Genomic DNA, 14,998 nt, shown 5'->3' with positions numbered 1-14,998 from the left:
GGGTCCTCAGCCTTGGATCACCAGGGGTTTTCCAGGGGTCGCCGGCCCCAGCAGATCCTTGCCTGGGATCTTGGCATAATCGGACACTTCCCAGCCGAGCTCATTGTCCTTGGGCCCGAGCTTGATCACGTTGATGTCTGAGATGACCTGATGGTCCTCCTTGCGGAAGGAGATGAGACCCTTAGCGCTTTCGAATTCCACCCCCTCCAGCGCGTTGATGACCGCGTCCGTCTCCGTGTTGCCCGCGGCCTTGATGGCGTGGGCATAGGCGTGCAACGCCATGTGCGCCGGGCCGATATAGCCAGTCGGATACTTGTCGCCGGTGCGCTTGACATACTCGTCATAGAGCGCCTTGCCGGTGGGAATGTCGAGATAGGAGCCGTAGTACCAGTGGCTGCCGGACCAGAAGTTCTCCGGCAGGTTCTGCTTGAGGATCTTTGCGAAGATGAGTTCGCCACTCAGGTCCATGAATACCTTGATCTTTTTCGTCAGGCCGAAAGGCCGCGACTGATTGATCATGGTGAGGAAGTCCTCGCCGGTGAGCGATTGATAGACCCCCTCGACCGGCTGCCGAACAAGGCCGGCGATCTGGTTCTTGAAATCGATCGCCCCGAACTTGAACAGGACCGGATCAGAAATCTGCGGCTCCGCCTTGGCGAACTGCGGATAGAACTGCCTGAGCCCGTGGGCATAGGAGCGCCACAGGGCGTGCCCGAATTCCACGTCCGGCAGGATGCCGCCCCACTGGGTGATCTCCGGGAGTTTCTGCGCGGCGAGGTGAGCCTGGGCCTGGGCGCGGCTATAGGCGCTGTCGGTAATGCGGAAGAAGTTGCGGTTGAAGGACTCGTGAGTGAGCGAGTCGGCCACCGAGCCGATGGTGATCAGCACGCATTTGGCATCCGGCATGATGCCGGCAATAGCCAGGGCCGAAGGGGTGTTGAGGCCGCCGATGAACAGGTTGATTCCCTCGCCCATCAGTTCCTTGGCGGCTGCGATCGCCGCATTGGGATTGGCCTTGTCGTCGCGGAAGACGATCTCGAGCTTGCGGCCGAGAATGCCGCCCGCCGCGTTGATCTGGTCCACCGCGATCTGCGCCGAAAGCTGGCAGTCGGGCGCATAGCTTGCCTGCGAGCCGGTGAGCGGCAAGAGAATGCCGATGCGGATAGGATCGTTGCTCTGGGCCCGGGCATCGCGCCCGAGGGCGAGCGAGCCCAATGCGGCCGCCCCGCCGCCGAGCACGGCGCGGCGTGTCACGAATTTTGGCATGCATTCCTCCCACGGAACGCGCCGCCTTCAGGAACGCCTCCCCGGCGGCGATTATCGGCCGCGGCGCGCCGAGACCCGCGCCCTTCCGGCCCTGGTGCAAATTGATCATAGGGCCGGAACGGCGTCAACATTTTTCGAAATCATATTCGAGTTCAAAAATATGGTCATTACGTCTCAGAGGTTAGCTCAAGAAGGGCAATATCAACTGTTTGCGTCACCGGGGCTCTCACCCGGCGGTCCTGCCGTCACATGGATCGTCTGCGAGCCTTTGTCGGTCAGGCGGTCTGGTCGGCCTTCGCCTTGGCCCGTTTCCTGGGCGCGGGGCCCGTGCCCATGCCTTCGAACAGCAGGAGGGCGGCTTGTTCGGCCAGCTGGTCTGGCGTGAGGCGCCCATTCGGCCTGTACCACTCGATCGACCAATTCATCATACCCAGCATCAGGAGGCGGACCACCGAGAGGTCGAGATCGTCCCGGATCTCGCCGGCAGCCTTGGCCTCTGCGAACAGCTCACGCCAGACCTCGGCATATTCATCGAGCACGCGCAGGAAATGCTCGCGCATCTTCGGCGGGATCTGGTCGAAGATGCGCATATGGGCCCAGGTGTATGGGTTGCCCGAGAGAACGATTGCGAAATGGCCACGGATCGCGGCAGTGATCTTCTCCCGCACCGAGGCACCCGGCGGCAACTCGGCTATAGCATCGCGCACGAACTGCGCCGTCTGCTCGTTGGCAATGCGCAGGACCTCGGCAACGATCGCCTCGCGCGATTCGAAGTAGTAATAGATGCTGCTGGTGCGCGTGCGTGCGCGCTTGGCAATATCGCTCAGCCGTGTGAGCGCATAGCCCTTCTGCCGGAACACATGGGCGGCCGCGTCAAGGATGCGGGCTCGCGTTACCTCCGACTTTTTGGGCTGCGTGCGCGGGCTGGCAGCGGTTGATGGTCGGGCAATAGCTCTGGTGGTCGCGGCGCGCGGCATTCAGTCGTTCCAGTCAATTCAGCCTGTGCATTTTACGCTATAAATCGTTGCCGCGCTTTTGAATTGCAGTACTCAAGCCCTTGCCGCGCACGGCCTTGAACGCTTCGGAGACGTGCGACAGCTGATGCGTGTCGAAATGGGCGGCCAGCGCAATGGCAAATCCCTGCGCTTCCAGCGAGCGGTTGAGCGACTTCTTCAGGAGACGCAAGGTGAAGGGTGGTGCTTCGGCAATACGGTTGGCCAGCGCCAGGGTCCGCTGCTCCAGCTCGTCCCGCGGCACCACATGGTTCACCATGCCCGCCCTTTCGGCCTCCGCCGCGGTCAAACGGCCGCCGGTATAGAGCAGCTCCCGTGCTTTCCTGTGGCCTAGCACCCAGGGATGCACCAGCACCTCCACCGCCGCGGCGCCGAGTGTATGCGCCACCGGATCGGAAAAGAACGCGTCCTCCGAGGCCATGACGATATCGCACATGTTGGCGACCATGAAGGCACCGGCCACGCAGGCCCCCTGCACCTGAGCAATTACCGGCTTGGGCGCGTTGAAAATCCGCAGGCAGTAGTCGTAGTAGTAGGTCTTCTCGAAGGCCCAGCGCTGCTCCACGGTGAAATCCGCCCGTTCTCTTTGCGCTTCCTTGAGGTCGTGCCCAGCGGAGAAATGATCGCCCTTGCCGGCGATGATGATCACCCTTACCCCGTCATCGACAACTGCCTCCGCGACGGCTTCATCGAGCTCCTGGAGTAGCTGCCGGCTTTCCGCATTGCGGGCTTCCGGACGATTGTGGCTGATGCGACGCACGGGGCCGATCGTCTCCACGGCGATCATCTTCAAGCTCATCGTGCCGCTCCTTTGCGGTGGAACGCGCCGAGGCGAGGAGACCCCAGGCGCTGCAAGCGCTCGGCGCCGGGCGGCAGCGGCACCTGGGCATGCAAGGCGCGGATGGCGGACAGGCGCTGGTGCAGATCAGGAGGGATCGGCGCGACCTTGGGTGGTGGTCCCATGTTCACATGGATCACCAGATATTGGGCGAGGGCGGCAAGGTAGCGCTTCTCGTCGTTGTAGATCTCGAACAGGAGGTGCATGCGCTTGTCGTCGAGATCTGTGATGCGCGTGGCGACCAGGATAGGGTCGTCGAGCAGTAGCTCGCGGAGATGCACCACCTGCGACTCTAGTACGAAGTTCGATTGGTTGGTGCGCGCGCGGAAAGCGGTGCCGTAGTCCCACTCATCATGGACCGCCATGGCGGGATCCTTGATGATCGCCAGATAGTAGCACGCGTTCATGTGCTTGTTGCCGTCGATCCACTCCGGCAGCACCCGCAGCCGGTGCTGCGGCAGGCGCGGATCGGCAAGAGGCCTTTCAGAGCTGAGCGTGACCGGCACGGAAAACCTTTGATCGTGAGTCTGGATAGCTGGCGCATTGCGCGCCAAGCCCACGGGCTAAGGCCGAACGACGGAGCCGTCAACATTTTTTTCGAATCTGAATTCGCTTTTGCCTCGGGAATGCTTGTCACACCAGAGCGGCAACGGCAGAGGGGCAGCGCAAGCCAACCACTGGGTTACGGCCTGTTCCGGCGCGTTGGCATACGGGCTCCAGATGGCCAAACGTCATGCGAATAGGGGTTTCTCTCATCAAGCCGAACCGCGGTCAGGGCGGCATTCTGGCCCTCCTCCAGCAGCGCAAAATCCAATCGATATGCAAAAAATGGATTTGATAATGCAAAAACAGTATGATAATTTCTCTAGGATGTTGGAGGTTTCCTGAGGGTTGTCGGTGAAATGTTTGCGACGCACCCGGAAGAAGGTGCTTGGCCGGACGATGCTCGGCTACTGACCGGGGGCAGTCGCTTCACTGAAGACCTCGAGTCCGAGGACTCGCTGCACGCCATCTTTGTCAGATCGCCCGTTGCGCACGCGAGGATCCGATCCGTCTCACTGGAGGCAGCCCTCGCCACGCCCGGCGTTGTCGGCGTCTTTACTGGCGCCGACTTGCAACGTGACAGGGTCGGCAACATTCCAATCGTCGCTCCTCTCGTCTCAGTCGACGGACGCAGGTGTATCGAACCGCCGCGCCCGCCTCTCGCCGTCGACAAAGTTCGTCACGTCGGGGAGGCCGTTGCGATCGTGGTGGCGAGCTCACTCGATGCGGCTCGCAACGGCTCCTCAGCGGTATATGTTGATTTCGAGGAAGAGCCGGCGATCGTCGACGCGGAAACGGCCATTCGAGACGACGCCCCCGTCCTCTGGCCCGAAGCGCCCGGAAATATTTGCTTTACATGGGAAAAGGGCGACGAGGCCGCCGTAAGCGCCGCTTTTGCCAGAGCATCCCATGTCGTCAAGCTGAAGGCAGCATGCAATCGCGTAAGCCCCAGTCCTTTGGAAACGAGGGCCGTTATTGGATTCTACGAGCCATCGCTCGATCGGGTCACCATCCACACCCCAAGCCAAGGCGTTCATCTCATTCATGACTTGTTGTGTAACAGGGTTCTGAATCTGCCGCCGGAGAAGCTGCGAGTCATCACACAGGACGTCGGCGGAGGCTTTGGCCTGAAATATTACCTCTACCCAGAGCACGCCGTGATCGCATGGGTCACGCGCACGCTCGAGCGTTCTGTGCGTTGGATAGGTAGCCGATCGGAAGCGTTCCTGAGCGACACGCAAGCCCGTGATCAAGTCGCCACGTGCGAACTCGCGCTCGACGCGCAGGGTGATTTTCTGGCGCTCCGTATGGAAAGCGACGCCAATCTCGGGGCGTATCTTTCCAACTTTGCGGCCGTCATTCCATCAGAAGGCGCAGCCAAGGTCGCGTCGGGCCCTTATCGCATTCCCGCCATGTTCATGCGGGTGCGAGGTGTCTTTACCAACACAGTTCCGGTCGACGCCTACCGAGGAGCTGGCAAGCCGGAAATGGCTTATTTCCTCGAACGCCTTGTTGACGTGGCGGCCTTGGAAACGGGGCACGACCCAATTGCGCTGCGTGAGCGCAACCTGATCCCTTCCGCCTGCATGCCCTATATCACGCCGCTTGGCACACGTTACGACAGCGGTGATTTTCCTTCGTTGATGAGGCTTGTGCTTACCTGTTCGAACCACCAGCAGTTCGAGGAGAGGCGCGCAGCGTCTCGCGCACGTGGTCAGCTGCGGGGCTTCGGCCTTGCCTGCTACGTTCACATTACCGGCGGTTTCGCCCGTGGGAAGACACGAGTCGAAGTCGATCCGAATGGCTCGATCCTGATATTTACAGGCACGCAGTCCAACGGGCACCGCCACGAGATTTCGTTCGCCCGAATAGCGGCGGATGCGTTGGGTATGGATCCCTACAAGTTCCGCCTCCACCAGGGCGACACGGCGACAATTCCAGCAGGGGGAGGGACGGGCGGATCTTCCTCGACCATAATCGCGGGAAACAGCATCACTCTTGCAAGCGAGGATCTCGTGGAAAGAGGGCGGCTGATGGCCGCTAACGTCCTTGAAGCGTGCCTACTGGACATTGCCTATGAGCGGGGCGCCTTTCGCGTAGCAGGGACCGACCGGGAAGTATCACTCTTCGAGCTGGCTCGATTGATGGCCAATGGTGAAATGCTGCCGGCCGAATGTGCCGGCCCTTTGGTCGGCGAAGCTGATTTTCGCGATAATATTGCCTCCTGCCCCAGTGGCGTCGTTGCAGCGGAAGTCGAAATCGACCGTGAGACCGGCTGTGTGTCGGTGGTGAATCTCGCCGCCGTGCAGGATGCTGGCCGGGTGATCGACCAAGCACTTATCGATGGCCAGATCCACGGCGGCATCACACAGGCGCTCGGCCAGGCCTTGCTCGAGGAGATCGTTTATGACAGGCAGACGGCTCAGCTGCTGAGCACAAGCTACATGACGTATGTCATGCCACGAGCCGTGGACGTCCCTTGCATTGGCACACATACGATTGCGATACCTTCCACCAACAATCGACTGGGCATCAAGGGGGTGGGCGAGATTGCAACAATCGGTGGAAGCCCAGCTATACTGAACGCCGTCATCGACGCTTTATCCGGCTTCGGTGTTCGACACTTGGACATGCCAGCAACACCCGAGCGCATCTGGCGAGCGATATCCGCATCCAAAATGAGCCAGCCGTCGGTCAGCTAAAGGCTGTTGGGGAGGGTGCAAGCCCCCAAATTCAGAAGGGGAAAGCGAAGATGTACCGCATATTAACGCGGATAACCTGGGCACTGACGGGTTTGGCCGGCATCAGCCTCATCCTCATGATGTTGCAAGTGGTCGCGGACGTCCTGTTGATCAATCTGGGCTACGGACGGATCGAGGGCAGCCTGGAGATTGTCTCCATCTACTACATGGTCGCCGTGGTCTTCTTGCCACTGGCTCTGGTCGAGCTGCGCCACGAGCACATCAGCGTCGACCTGGTCGTGCAACTCCTGCCGAAGCCGCTACAGCGAGCGGTCTATATTTTTGCCTGCATCCTGTCGGCAATCTTCTTCGGCGTCCTCGGCTGGCAAACCTTGCTCGATGCGGTCAATTCCTATCGCATCAACGAATTGATGATGGGGGCAATCTATGTGACGATTTGGCCTGCTCGTTTCCTACTGCCGGTCGGCTTCTTCACACTGGTCCTGGTGATGCTCGCCCATGCTGTCCGCGCTGTTCTGGAACCCGCATTCCAGCCAGTACCGGACACCCCTCCGCCGGTCGATTGAACAAACAAAGCTGAGACGAAGCATCTTCAGGGGACGCGACGGTGGATAAGCTCGATATCGGGATGCTCGCAGCGGGTGCCAGCCTGCTACTCATCGCCCTACGTGTGCAGATCGGCGTCGCTCTCGGAGTCGTTTCGTTTCTGGGGATCGCGGCTATCCTCAGCTGGCGCGCTGCGTGGGGCATGGTGACAGCGGTGCCGTTCAATGTCGTCGGCGACTGGAATTTGACGGCGATCCCCATGTTTCTGCTGATGGGTTACATCGCCTCGTCAAGCGGTTTGACACGTGGCCTTTTCAGAGCCATGCGGATCCTTCTGTCCCGCTTGCCTGGCGGCCTGGCTGTTGCCAGTGTTGGCGCATGCGCGCTTTTCTCGGCCGCGTCTGGTTCAAGCGTGGCCACATCAGCCGCCATGGCCAGGATCGCCACGCCGCAAATGCTGAAATACCGGTACGATCCAGGTCTTGCAAGCGGGGTGATCGCTTCCGCGGGAACGCTCGGCTCCCTCATTCCCCCATCCATTCTTATGGTCCTCTATGGATACTTCGCGGAAGTCTCGATCGCGGAACTCTTTATGGCTGGCTTTCTGCCAGGCTTGCTTTCGGCCATACTTTACAGTGCCATGATCATTGGCCGGGTCATGGTCGATCCTTCTTTGGCCCCGCAGGTTCAAGAACACTTCTCGCGCGATGAAAAGCTGGAGGCGCTCAAAGACATCTGGCCGTTGCCGGTGCTGATCCTCGCGGTCTTGGCCGGCATTTTCGTAGGCTTCTTCACCCCGACCGAAGCGGGCGCGGTAGGTGCATTTCTCGCGATCCTGCTTTCCTGGTGGCGAGGCGCCCTGCGCTGGTCCTTATTCCTCGATGCCATCGTCAAAACCTTGTCGGGAACAGCAAGCATTTTCATCGTGGTGATCGGCACGATCCTTTTGGCACGGCTGATGGCGCTCTCCGGACTGCCCGCGGCGATGGCGCAAACATTGTTGAGCTTCGGCTCGGATCCGCTGCTCGTCATAATGATGGTGTGGGTGCTTTACCTGGTGCTTGGATGCTTTCTCGACTCGATGGGATTGATGCTGCTAACGCTGCCGATCATCCTTCCTGTCGCGCGCGAGCTCGATTTCAATCTCGTCTGGTTCTGCATTGTTCTCGTCAAGCTTCTCGAAATCGGAATGGTCACGCCCCCCGTTGGATTGAACGTCTACGTGATGAAAGCCTCTCTGGGGGAGCTCGTGCCACTCACCAAGATCTTCCGAGGGGTTACATGGTTCATCATAACCGATCTCGTGACCCTCGTCGTGATCGTCCTCTTTCCCTGGATTTCGCTTTTTCTGCCCAGCCTGATGGCGCGATAGAATCATCAAAACGAAAGGGCGCCGCTAGATCACTTCCGCCTTTCTCCGAATCGCGGAAATGATCTAACTTGTTTGATCGCATTTTCTTCACGCGAACCGGCATCCACTTCGCTCGAAAATGCTCTAGGGGGCGCCCTTGGTTCTTCGAGCAAGACTACTCTGTTCCATAACGCTCGAAATCGATCTTCTTATAAACCTCGTTCTTAAGCAAATTGGCGAGTGCTTGACGATCTCGGCGGTCAACCCCGGCAAGCAACTTCTTCCATTTGGCCACTGTGGCTTCGAACCGCTTTATAAGGCCTTCGGAATCGCTCAGTCCGAATTTATTCTCGCCATCCTCGATGGCGGCCTTGCGCGCGACGGTTTGTGCATATTTGGTGATGGACGCTGAGAGTTCCGGTGACGGTTCGTGGATCGCGACCTTGTGCGCCGCAGCGGCAGCCTCCGCGCTTTCGGCCGTTTCCAGATAACCGATAGCGGCGGCCACATTGGCGTCAGCCATGGTATCGAAGATGATCTCCCGTTGTTCCTTGGTTAAGCCCTTCCAGAAATCCTTATTGAATCCGTGAAGCCATCCGGTGGAGATGCTGCCGAGATTGACCATCGTCACATGCTTCGCCACGTCCCACAGCGAAGCCGTCTTCAGGTCGTTGGTCGAAGCCGCCGTGCAGTCGAGCTGCCCCTTCTCGAGGCCCGTATATGTTTCCGACGAGGGAATGGCAACCGGCACTGCGCCGACGCTGGACGCCCATGCCGCGAGCACGGCCGTCGGCACGCGGATGGACTTGCCGCGAATGTCTTCCGGCGTCTCGACGGCGGAGGTGCAAATGAGCCGATAAGGCGGTGTTGCATAGGCGGAGCCGAAGACCACGCCATTTCGGTCGAACATGGCCTGCATTTCCGGATCATTGATATAGAAGTCGGTCACCGCAAAGGCCGTTTCGAAGTATTCCGACATGCTGAGGCCCAGACCAGCGACGACATTGTCCTCCGGCGTTTCGGCAGGCGTATAGCTGCCGGCATGAAACGAGACTTGTGTAATTCCATCCCTCAAGCCGGAGAGGTGCGCTTTTGGCGCAAGCAGCGAGCTGCCCGTGAAGACGACCGGGGACAGCTCGCCATTTGGCGCCTTCTTCATCGCCTCGGCCCATTCGATATACCCATACCGGGCGAGAGGATGCACATCCGGAAACCAGATGCTCATGTTGAACTCAACTGCGCTGGCGATCTGCGTCATGGCCAAGCTCATAACGCCGGCAAGCAATGCCTTCGAGTGCCACTTCATGGTCGAATACCCTCCCAGTTCTCTCCACGGCTGTGCTTCGTGGAGCATCACGCAGCTAGGATGCGACCACCGTGCCTCCCCGGAAGTTCGCTCCGCTGCCATCATTGATATTACAAAAAAGCATTCAGTAATGCAAAAAATGATATTTGCCGGGCGCGATCAACACGCCCGTCACAGAATGGGGCCAAAGATGTCAGTTAGACGGCGGCGGATGATCGGCGAGCACATGGCTGAGATCCGTTGCGAGCCTTCGGATGGCCTCAGCTAACTTCTGAATGCTCTTGCTGCTATTTTCGACTTGGGATTCGAAGGTCACAACGCCGACGGCAAAGACAGGCGCTCGCTCGGCCGGCACGGGAACCGCCATAGCCCACATCCCGTTGCCGAGCTCGCCCCGCATGATTGCAAATCCCTGCTGCCGAACCTTTTCCAGCTCGACCAAGAGCTTCTTGGGTGACGTGATCGTCGCGGGCGTAATGCGCTCGAACGTCGCTTCTTTCAGGAAGGTGTCGATGGCAGCGGCCGGCTGAAAGGCCAAAAGCGCGCGGCCAGCGGCCGTTGCGTGTGCAGGAAAATGATAGCCGGGAATGATCGACGGGCCGGCTGCCGATTTCGGCGGACGCGCCAACACGAGCGTCAGCCTCGTGCCGATGCGCGTGGCAATATAGGCTGTCATGCCCGTATCATCTGCCAGGTTCTGGATAGCCAAGTCTATGACCAGCTTCAGCGGCTGGCTCGTCTCGATGGTCCGGGCCAACTGGCGCAGAGCTGGACCGATGGTGTAGGTGAGCGTTTTTTCGTCACACTGCAAATAACCGATTTTCTCGAGCCGCTGCACGAGCCGATAGGCGGTGGGTTGAGCCAATTCCACCCGTTCTGCAATTTCTACAGCGCGCAAGCCTTCGGGTGCCTTCGCGACAAGTGCGAGCACCTTGCTGGCCCGCTCAAGCGGCGCCGATACGTCGGGCGTGCGCCGCGTCGCTTTTCGTCTCGCCATCCTGCTACTTGCTCCCCCTCCATATCCCTTCAGGGACCCGCGTCCGCCGATCAGCTCAGCCTTGCCGGCTCGTGAGCGCAGCAAGCGCTTTTACTTAAAAAGGAGAGCGAGTGCAAAGCGCGATACGACGCCTTGGCCGCGTGGTTCATTGGAAGCGCTTCATGACATCACCGGCTCCATTCTCGACCGGCGCTGTCACGGATGGCGGATTGACAGAGATCATTTTATGCATTAAAAAATGCATAAAGCGCATTTGATGCCGCGGAGAACCCGGATGAGCATTGTTGTAAGCCTGCAAGAAGCAGAAGGCCGGCGACAACTGCGGACATTGATCAACGGCACTCGGGTCTGGCTCAGTATGTACATCGGCAAACCGCCAAGCTCAGAAAGCGCGGCGGAAGGTGAAGGAGACGATGCTCCGCATCCGGTCGCCTATCTTGTCGAGCAGGAACCCAATTCCGTAATTCGGCCCCACTTTCACCAGGCCGACCAGTTTCAGTTGTTTCTCAGGGGTGGAGGTCTCTTCGGCAGAACGCCTCTGAAGGAAGCGACGCTCCATTTTGCCGATGCGTTCACGCCCTATGGTCCTATCACATCGGGTGCGGAAACCCTGGAATATCTCACGCTGCGCAACGGGCTTGATCCCGGCGCCAAGTGGATGCCCGAAGCGCGATCGGAGCTGAAGGCGCTCGGGAATGGCAAGCGGCGGGGAAGAGTAAGCAACCATCACGCGCCGCAAGAAGCACCGGAAGGCGGTCGTGCTATATTGCTTCCGGAGGAACCAGACGGGCTTGCGGCCTGGATGTGCGATGTCGAATGTGGCGAGCGGATGGCAGGGCCTGATCCGAAGGCGGGGGGCGGTCAATATTGGATTGTCCTCTCGGGCGATGTCCTGATTGGAGGTCATGCTGCGGGACCGATGAGCTGTACTTTTGTTTCCGAGCGCGAGCCCCCACTGGAGCTCGTGGGCGGGGAAGGTGGCGCCAGGGTCATTTTTATGCAGTTCCCGATGCGCCAGGTCGCCCGGGCACCGGAACATTAGCTGGCGTCGGTTAGAGCCGCCAACCACTCGTGAGGCTCAATGGAAACGCGGGCCGAACTTGCCTTCGATACCGTCACGGTCGAGGCGCAGCAACTTGGCCAAGATATCAAGCATTGTGTCTTTCGCAGGCTGGACGGCCTACCTTTTCCCGACGCCGAGCCGGGGGCGCATATCGATCTTGAATTGCCGAACGGAGTAATTCGGCAATATTCTCTCATCTGTCCGGCAACTTCGCCCGAATACTACAGCATCGCCGTAAAGCGCGATCCCAGGAGCCGCGGTGGGTCGGCTTTCATCCACGATCATCTTACGGCCGGCACGGAGCTTCGGCTCCGTGGGCCACGCAACACCTTTCCTCTTGTCGAGGACGCGGCACACTCGATCCTGATTGCGGGCGGCATCGGCGTGACCCCGATTTGGAGCATGCTGCAATGCCTGGCCCGGACCGGCAGGTCGTGGGAGTTCCACTATTCCTGCAGAAACCGGCCCTCCGCCATCTTCCTCGATGAAGCGCGCGCTCTCGGCCCGGTGAACCTCCATGTTGACGAGGAGGCGGGCGGCGCGGTGCTGGATCTTTCAGCGATACTTGCCCCGCCGGACGAGCTTGTTCATGTCTATTGCTGTGGTCCAGCCCCGATGCTTGAGCGGTTCGAAAGCCTTACTGCCTCCTGGCCTTCCGAGCAGGTCCATCTCGAACGCTTCACACCACACCAGAGGCCGGCAACTGGTGGCGGCTATCGGGTCGTGTTGGCGCGAAGCGGGCGGTCTTTCCATATCCCAGCCGGCGCGACCATTCTTCAGGTGCTTCGGGATGCGGGAATAGAGGTTACCTATTCCTGTGAAGAAGGCATTTGCGGCTCATGCGAGACACGGGTGATCGGCGGCCAACCCGACCATAGAGATTCAGTTCTCTCGGCAGCAGAGCGCCAGCAAGGCGACACGATCATGATCTGCTGCTCGGGCTGCACGGGAGAAGAGCTCATCCTGGACCTATAGCTCAGAGATCTACCCCGTCAGCCGGCCCATGGCTTCGCAGCCTCGTTGGCCCGACGGGGTTTGTACTTACGTCGTCGCCAACCATGCTCGCGCCCACCGAGTCCGTCTCCCCCCTCAACCCCCCTTGCAATAGCGGAGAATGCGCCGCGCCTTTCCGTCATTCGTCCTTGACATCGGATCGATTACCGATTTTGAATTGTAAAATTCATTTTATGCATATAGTGGACGTGATCTACGGTGGGTATGCGATGAGCGACAGGGAGATAGGGGTGACGACAGCTCTCGAAAGAATTCGCCTCGGAATCGACGTGGGAGGCACCTTCACGGATGCGGCGCTGGAGGCGGACGGCCGACTGTGGACGGCCAAGGTCTTGACCACGCACGCCGCGCCGGACGATGGGGTCATACAGGTCATGGACCGCGTGCTCTCACAGGCCGGAATTTCTGCCGACCGGTTGGACCTCGTCATCCACGGCACGACCCTGGCTACCAACGCGCTCATCGAGCGCAAGGGTGCCAAGACGGCCATGTTAACGACAGCGGGCGTGCGGGACGTCGTTCAGATTGGCTTCGAGCAGCGCTTTGATCTCTACGACCTCCATATCGAAATGCCGGTTCCGCTCGTGCCGCGAAGCTTCCGGTTTCCGGTGCGCGAAAGGATGAGTGCCACCGGGCGCGAGTTAATGCCGCTCAATATGGAGGATGTCGAGGACGCTGCGGCCAAGATCGAGCAGGCGCAAATAGATGCAGTCGCCGTGTGCTTCCTTCACAGCTACATAGAGCCTCAGCATGAGGAGCTGGTCGGCGAGTATCTGTCCAAAAAGCTGCCTCGCCTCTTCATTTCCCTATCGAGCGAAGTTGCTCCGGAGATGCGCGAGTTCGAACGCTTCTCGACGGCCTGCGCGAATGCCTATGTGCAGCCCAAAATGGCAAGTTACCTGCAGAGGCTTGAGAGCCGCCTTCATAACAGGGGGGTGCGGTCGCCACTGCTTCTCATGCTGTCGGGCGGCGGCCTGACCACGATCGACACTGCGATCAAGTTCCCGGTGCGATTGGTGGAATCCGGCCCCGCAGGTGGAGCCGTGTTCGCTTCGGAACTGGCTCTGCAAAACGGACTCAACGACATCGTTTCCTTCGATATGGGCGGCACGACAGCCAAGATCTGCCTAATCGACGACGGACAACCGCAGACCTCCCGGCTTTTCGAGGTGGCGCGTGTATACCGCTTCAAGAAAGGCAGCGGCATGCCTCTGCGCATTCCCGTCATTGAGATGGTCGAGATCGGCGCGGGAGGAGGATCGATCGCTCGGCTTGACAACCTGCAAAGAGTAAACGTTGGACCGGAGAGCGCCGGGTCTGAGCCGGGGCCGGTCTGCTATGCGAGGGGCGGCGCGGCGCCCACTGTGACCGATGCCGATCTGGTCTTGGGGCGTATCTCCCCCGCAGGCTTCGACGGCGGAAAGTTTCCGCTCGAAAATGCGGCCGCATCCGCCGCTGTTGAGCAGACCATCGGCAAGGGGCTGGGATTGAACGCAGCGGAAAGTGCCGCTGCCATCGTCAATGTGGTCGACGAAAACATGGCGGCAGCCACGCGCATACATGCGGCCGAAAGCGGTAAGACGCTCAATCATCGCACGCTCGTCGCCTTCGGCGGTGCCGCTCCCCTCCATGTCGCCGCTATCGCACGCAAGCTTGGGGTCCGGAGTTTCTTGATCCCCACTGCCGCTGGCGTCGGCTCCGCCGTGGGTTTTCTGTGGGCGCCGGTCTCCTATGAGATCGCGCGGACGAAGCCGGAGCTGCTGGCCGCGGCCGATTTGGAAGAAGTCTCGGCATTTCTGGACAGGATGGCCGAAGCAGCCATCGCCATCGTGTGCCCCGCCGCCAGGACACCGGATCTTGTGGAGGCGCGCGCCGTTACGATGCGCTATCGCGGTCAGGGATACGAAATCACCGTGCCAGTGCCCGCGAAAGGGCTCAGTGAGGCAGACCGCGGCCCGATGCTCGAGATGTTCGAGGAGCGGTATCGGCAGGTATATGGCCGCACCGTTCCTGGCGCCGAGCCTGAGTTCATGACCTGGTCCGTCCGTATATCGGAGCCACCACCGGCAAGACGTTCCGTAGCGAGTAAAGCACCCGAATATATACCGACCGATATGGGCACGCGGGAAATATTCGATCCCACCCAGTTCCAGATGCAGACCTGCCAGCTCTATGACCGCAGTGAGCTCAAGCCCGGAGCAATCGTTCAGGGCCCAGCCATCATCGAAGAGCAGGAAACATCCACACTGATCCCGCCCAATATGCGGGCATCCGTACTGTCGACCGGCGCGATCCTTTGCGAGGAACTCGCGCCATCCTCCGAGCTGGAGAAAAAAGAGGACCTGATCGATGCATAGAC

At 59.9% G+C, this 14,998-nt stretch carries 12 protein-coding genes; 6 read left to right on the top strand and 6 right to left on the bottom strand.

What is annotated here, in order from left to right; translation table 11 throughout:
• Nucleotides 1–6: 6 nt before the first annotated feature.
• From E4P09_RS05885 to E4P09_RS05870, 4 genes are all read right to left on the bottom strand, one after another.
• A complete protein-coding gene (locus E4P09_RS05885) occupies nucleotides 7–1,266 on the bottom strand; it encodes an ABC transporter substrate-binding protein (RefSeq protein WP_137388600.1) in 1,260 nt (419 codons plus the stop codon).
• A gap of 275 nt (nucleotides 1,267–1,541) precedes the next feature.
• Nucleotides 1,542–2,243, bottom strand: coding sequence for a TetR/AcrR family transcriptional regulator (locus E4P09_RS05880; RefSeq protein WP_137388599.1), 702 nt, complete (start codon nucleotides 2,241–2,243; stop codon nucleotides 1,542–1,544).
• Nucleotides 2,244–2,280: 37 nt separating this feature from the next.
• On the bottom strand, nucleotides 2,281–3,078 hold the full coding sequence (locus E4P09_RS05875) for an enoyl-CoA hydratase (RefSeq protein WP_137388598.1): 798 nt from the start codon (nucleotides 3,076–3,078) through the stop codon (nucleotides 2,281–2,283).
• Nucleotides 3,075–3,623, bottom strand: a complete 549-nt coding sequence (locus E4P09_RS05870) for a thioesterase family protein (protein ID WP_137388597.1) — start codon at nucleotides 3,621–3,623, stop codon at nucleotides 3,075–3,077. Before E4P09_RS05870 ends, E4P09_RS05875 begins: the two co-directional genes overlap by 4 nt.
• 396 nt (nucleotides 3,624–4,019) lie before the next feature.
• Here E4P09_RS05870 and E4P09_RS05865 point away from each other — a divergent pair, with 396 nt between their 5' ends.
• From E4P09_RS05865 to E4P09_RS05855, 3 genes are all read left to right on the top strand, one after another.
• Nucleotides 4,020–6,362: a xanthine dehydrogenase family protein molybdopterin-binding subunit gene (locus E4P09_RS05865; protein ID WP_137388596.1), complete on the top strand. Its 2,343-nt coding sequence runs from the start codon at nucleotides 4,020–4,022 to the stop codon at nucleotides 6,360–6,362.
• A gap of 92 nt (nucleotides 6,363–6,454) precedes the next feature.
• Nucleotides 6,455–6,928 (top strand): TRAP transporter small permease, encoded by a 474-nt coding sequence (locus tag E4P09_RS05860; protein ID WP_205042023.1) that lies wholly within the window; start codon nucleotides 6,455–6,457, stop codon nucleotides 6,926–6,928.
• Nucleotides 6,929–6,969: 41 nt separating this feature from the next.
• Nucleotides 6,970–8,280 (top strand): TRAP transporter large permease, encoded by a 1,311-nt coding sequence (locus E4P09_RS05855; protein WP_205042022.1) that lies wholly within the window; start codon nucleotides 6,970–6,972, stop codon nucleotides 8,278–8,280.
• A gap of 154 nt (nucleotides 8,281–8,434) precedes the next feature.
• Here E4P09_RS05855 and E4P09_RS05850 read toward each other — a convergent pair whose 3' ends face one another.
• Entirely contained in the window at nucleotides 8,435–9,670 is a 1,236-nt protein-coding gene (locus tag E4P09_RS05850; RefSeq protein ID WP_137388594.1) for a C4-dicarboxylate TRAP transporter substrate-binding protein, read from the bottom strand.
• Nucleotides 9,671–9,758: 88 nt separating this feature from the next.
• Nucleotides 9,759–10,562, bottom strand: coding sequence for an IclR family transcriptional regulator (locus E4P09_RS05845; protein ID WP_137388593.1), 804 nt, complete (start codon nucleotides 10,560–10,562; stop codon nucleotides 9,759–9,761).
• Nucleotides 10,563–10,836: 274 nt separating this feature from the next.
• Between E4P09_RS05845 and E4P09_RS05840 the strand changes: the two genes are divergently transcribed.
• The 3 genes from E4P09_RS05840 (at nucleotide 10,837) to E4P09_RS05830 (ending at nucleotide 14,996) form a co-directional block, all read left to right on the top strand.
• Complete coding sequence (locus E4P09_RS05840; protein WP_137388592.1) at nucleotides 10,837–11,604, top strand: hypothetical protein; 768 nt, start codon at nucleotides 10,837–10,839, stop codon at nucleotides 11,602–11,604.
• Between the two features lie 39 nt (nucleotides 11,605–11,643).
• On the top strand, nucleotides 11,644–12,600 hold the full coding sequence (locus E4P09_RS05835; protein ID WP_137388591.1) for a PDR/VanB family oxidoreductase: 957 nt from the start codon (nucleotides 11,644–11,646) through the stop codon (nucleotides 12,598–12,600).
• A 248-nt stretch (nucleotides 12,601–12,848) separates the two neighbouring features.
• On the top strand, nucleotides 12,849–14,996 hold the full coding sequence (locus E4P09_RS05830; RefSeq protein WP_137388590.1) for a hydantoinase/oxoprolinase family protein: 2,148 nt from the start codon (nucleotides 12,849–12,851) through the stop codon (nucleotides 14,994–14,996).
• Nucleotides 14,997–14,998 lie beyond the last annotated feature (2 nt).

This window comes from Rhodoligotrophos defluvii (assembly GCF_005281615.1).
Classification (GTDB): Bacteria; Pseudomonadota; Alphaproteobacteria; order Rhizobiales; family Im1; genus Rhodoligotrophos; species Rhodoligotrophos defluvii.
The sequence above is the reverse complement of the archived record's forward strand: the minus strand, read 5'-3'. Positions and strand labels throughout refer to the sequence as shown.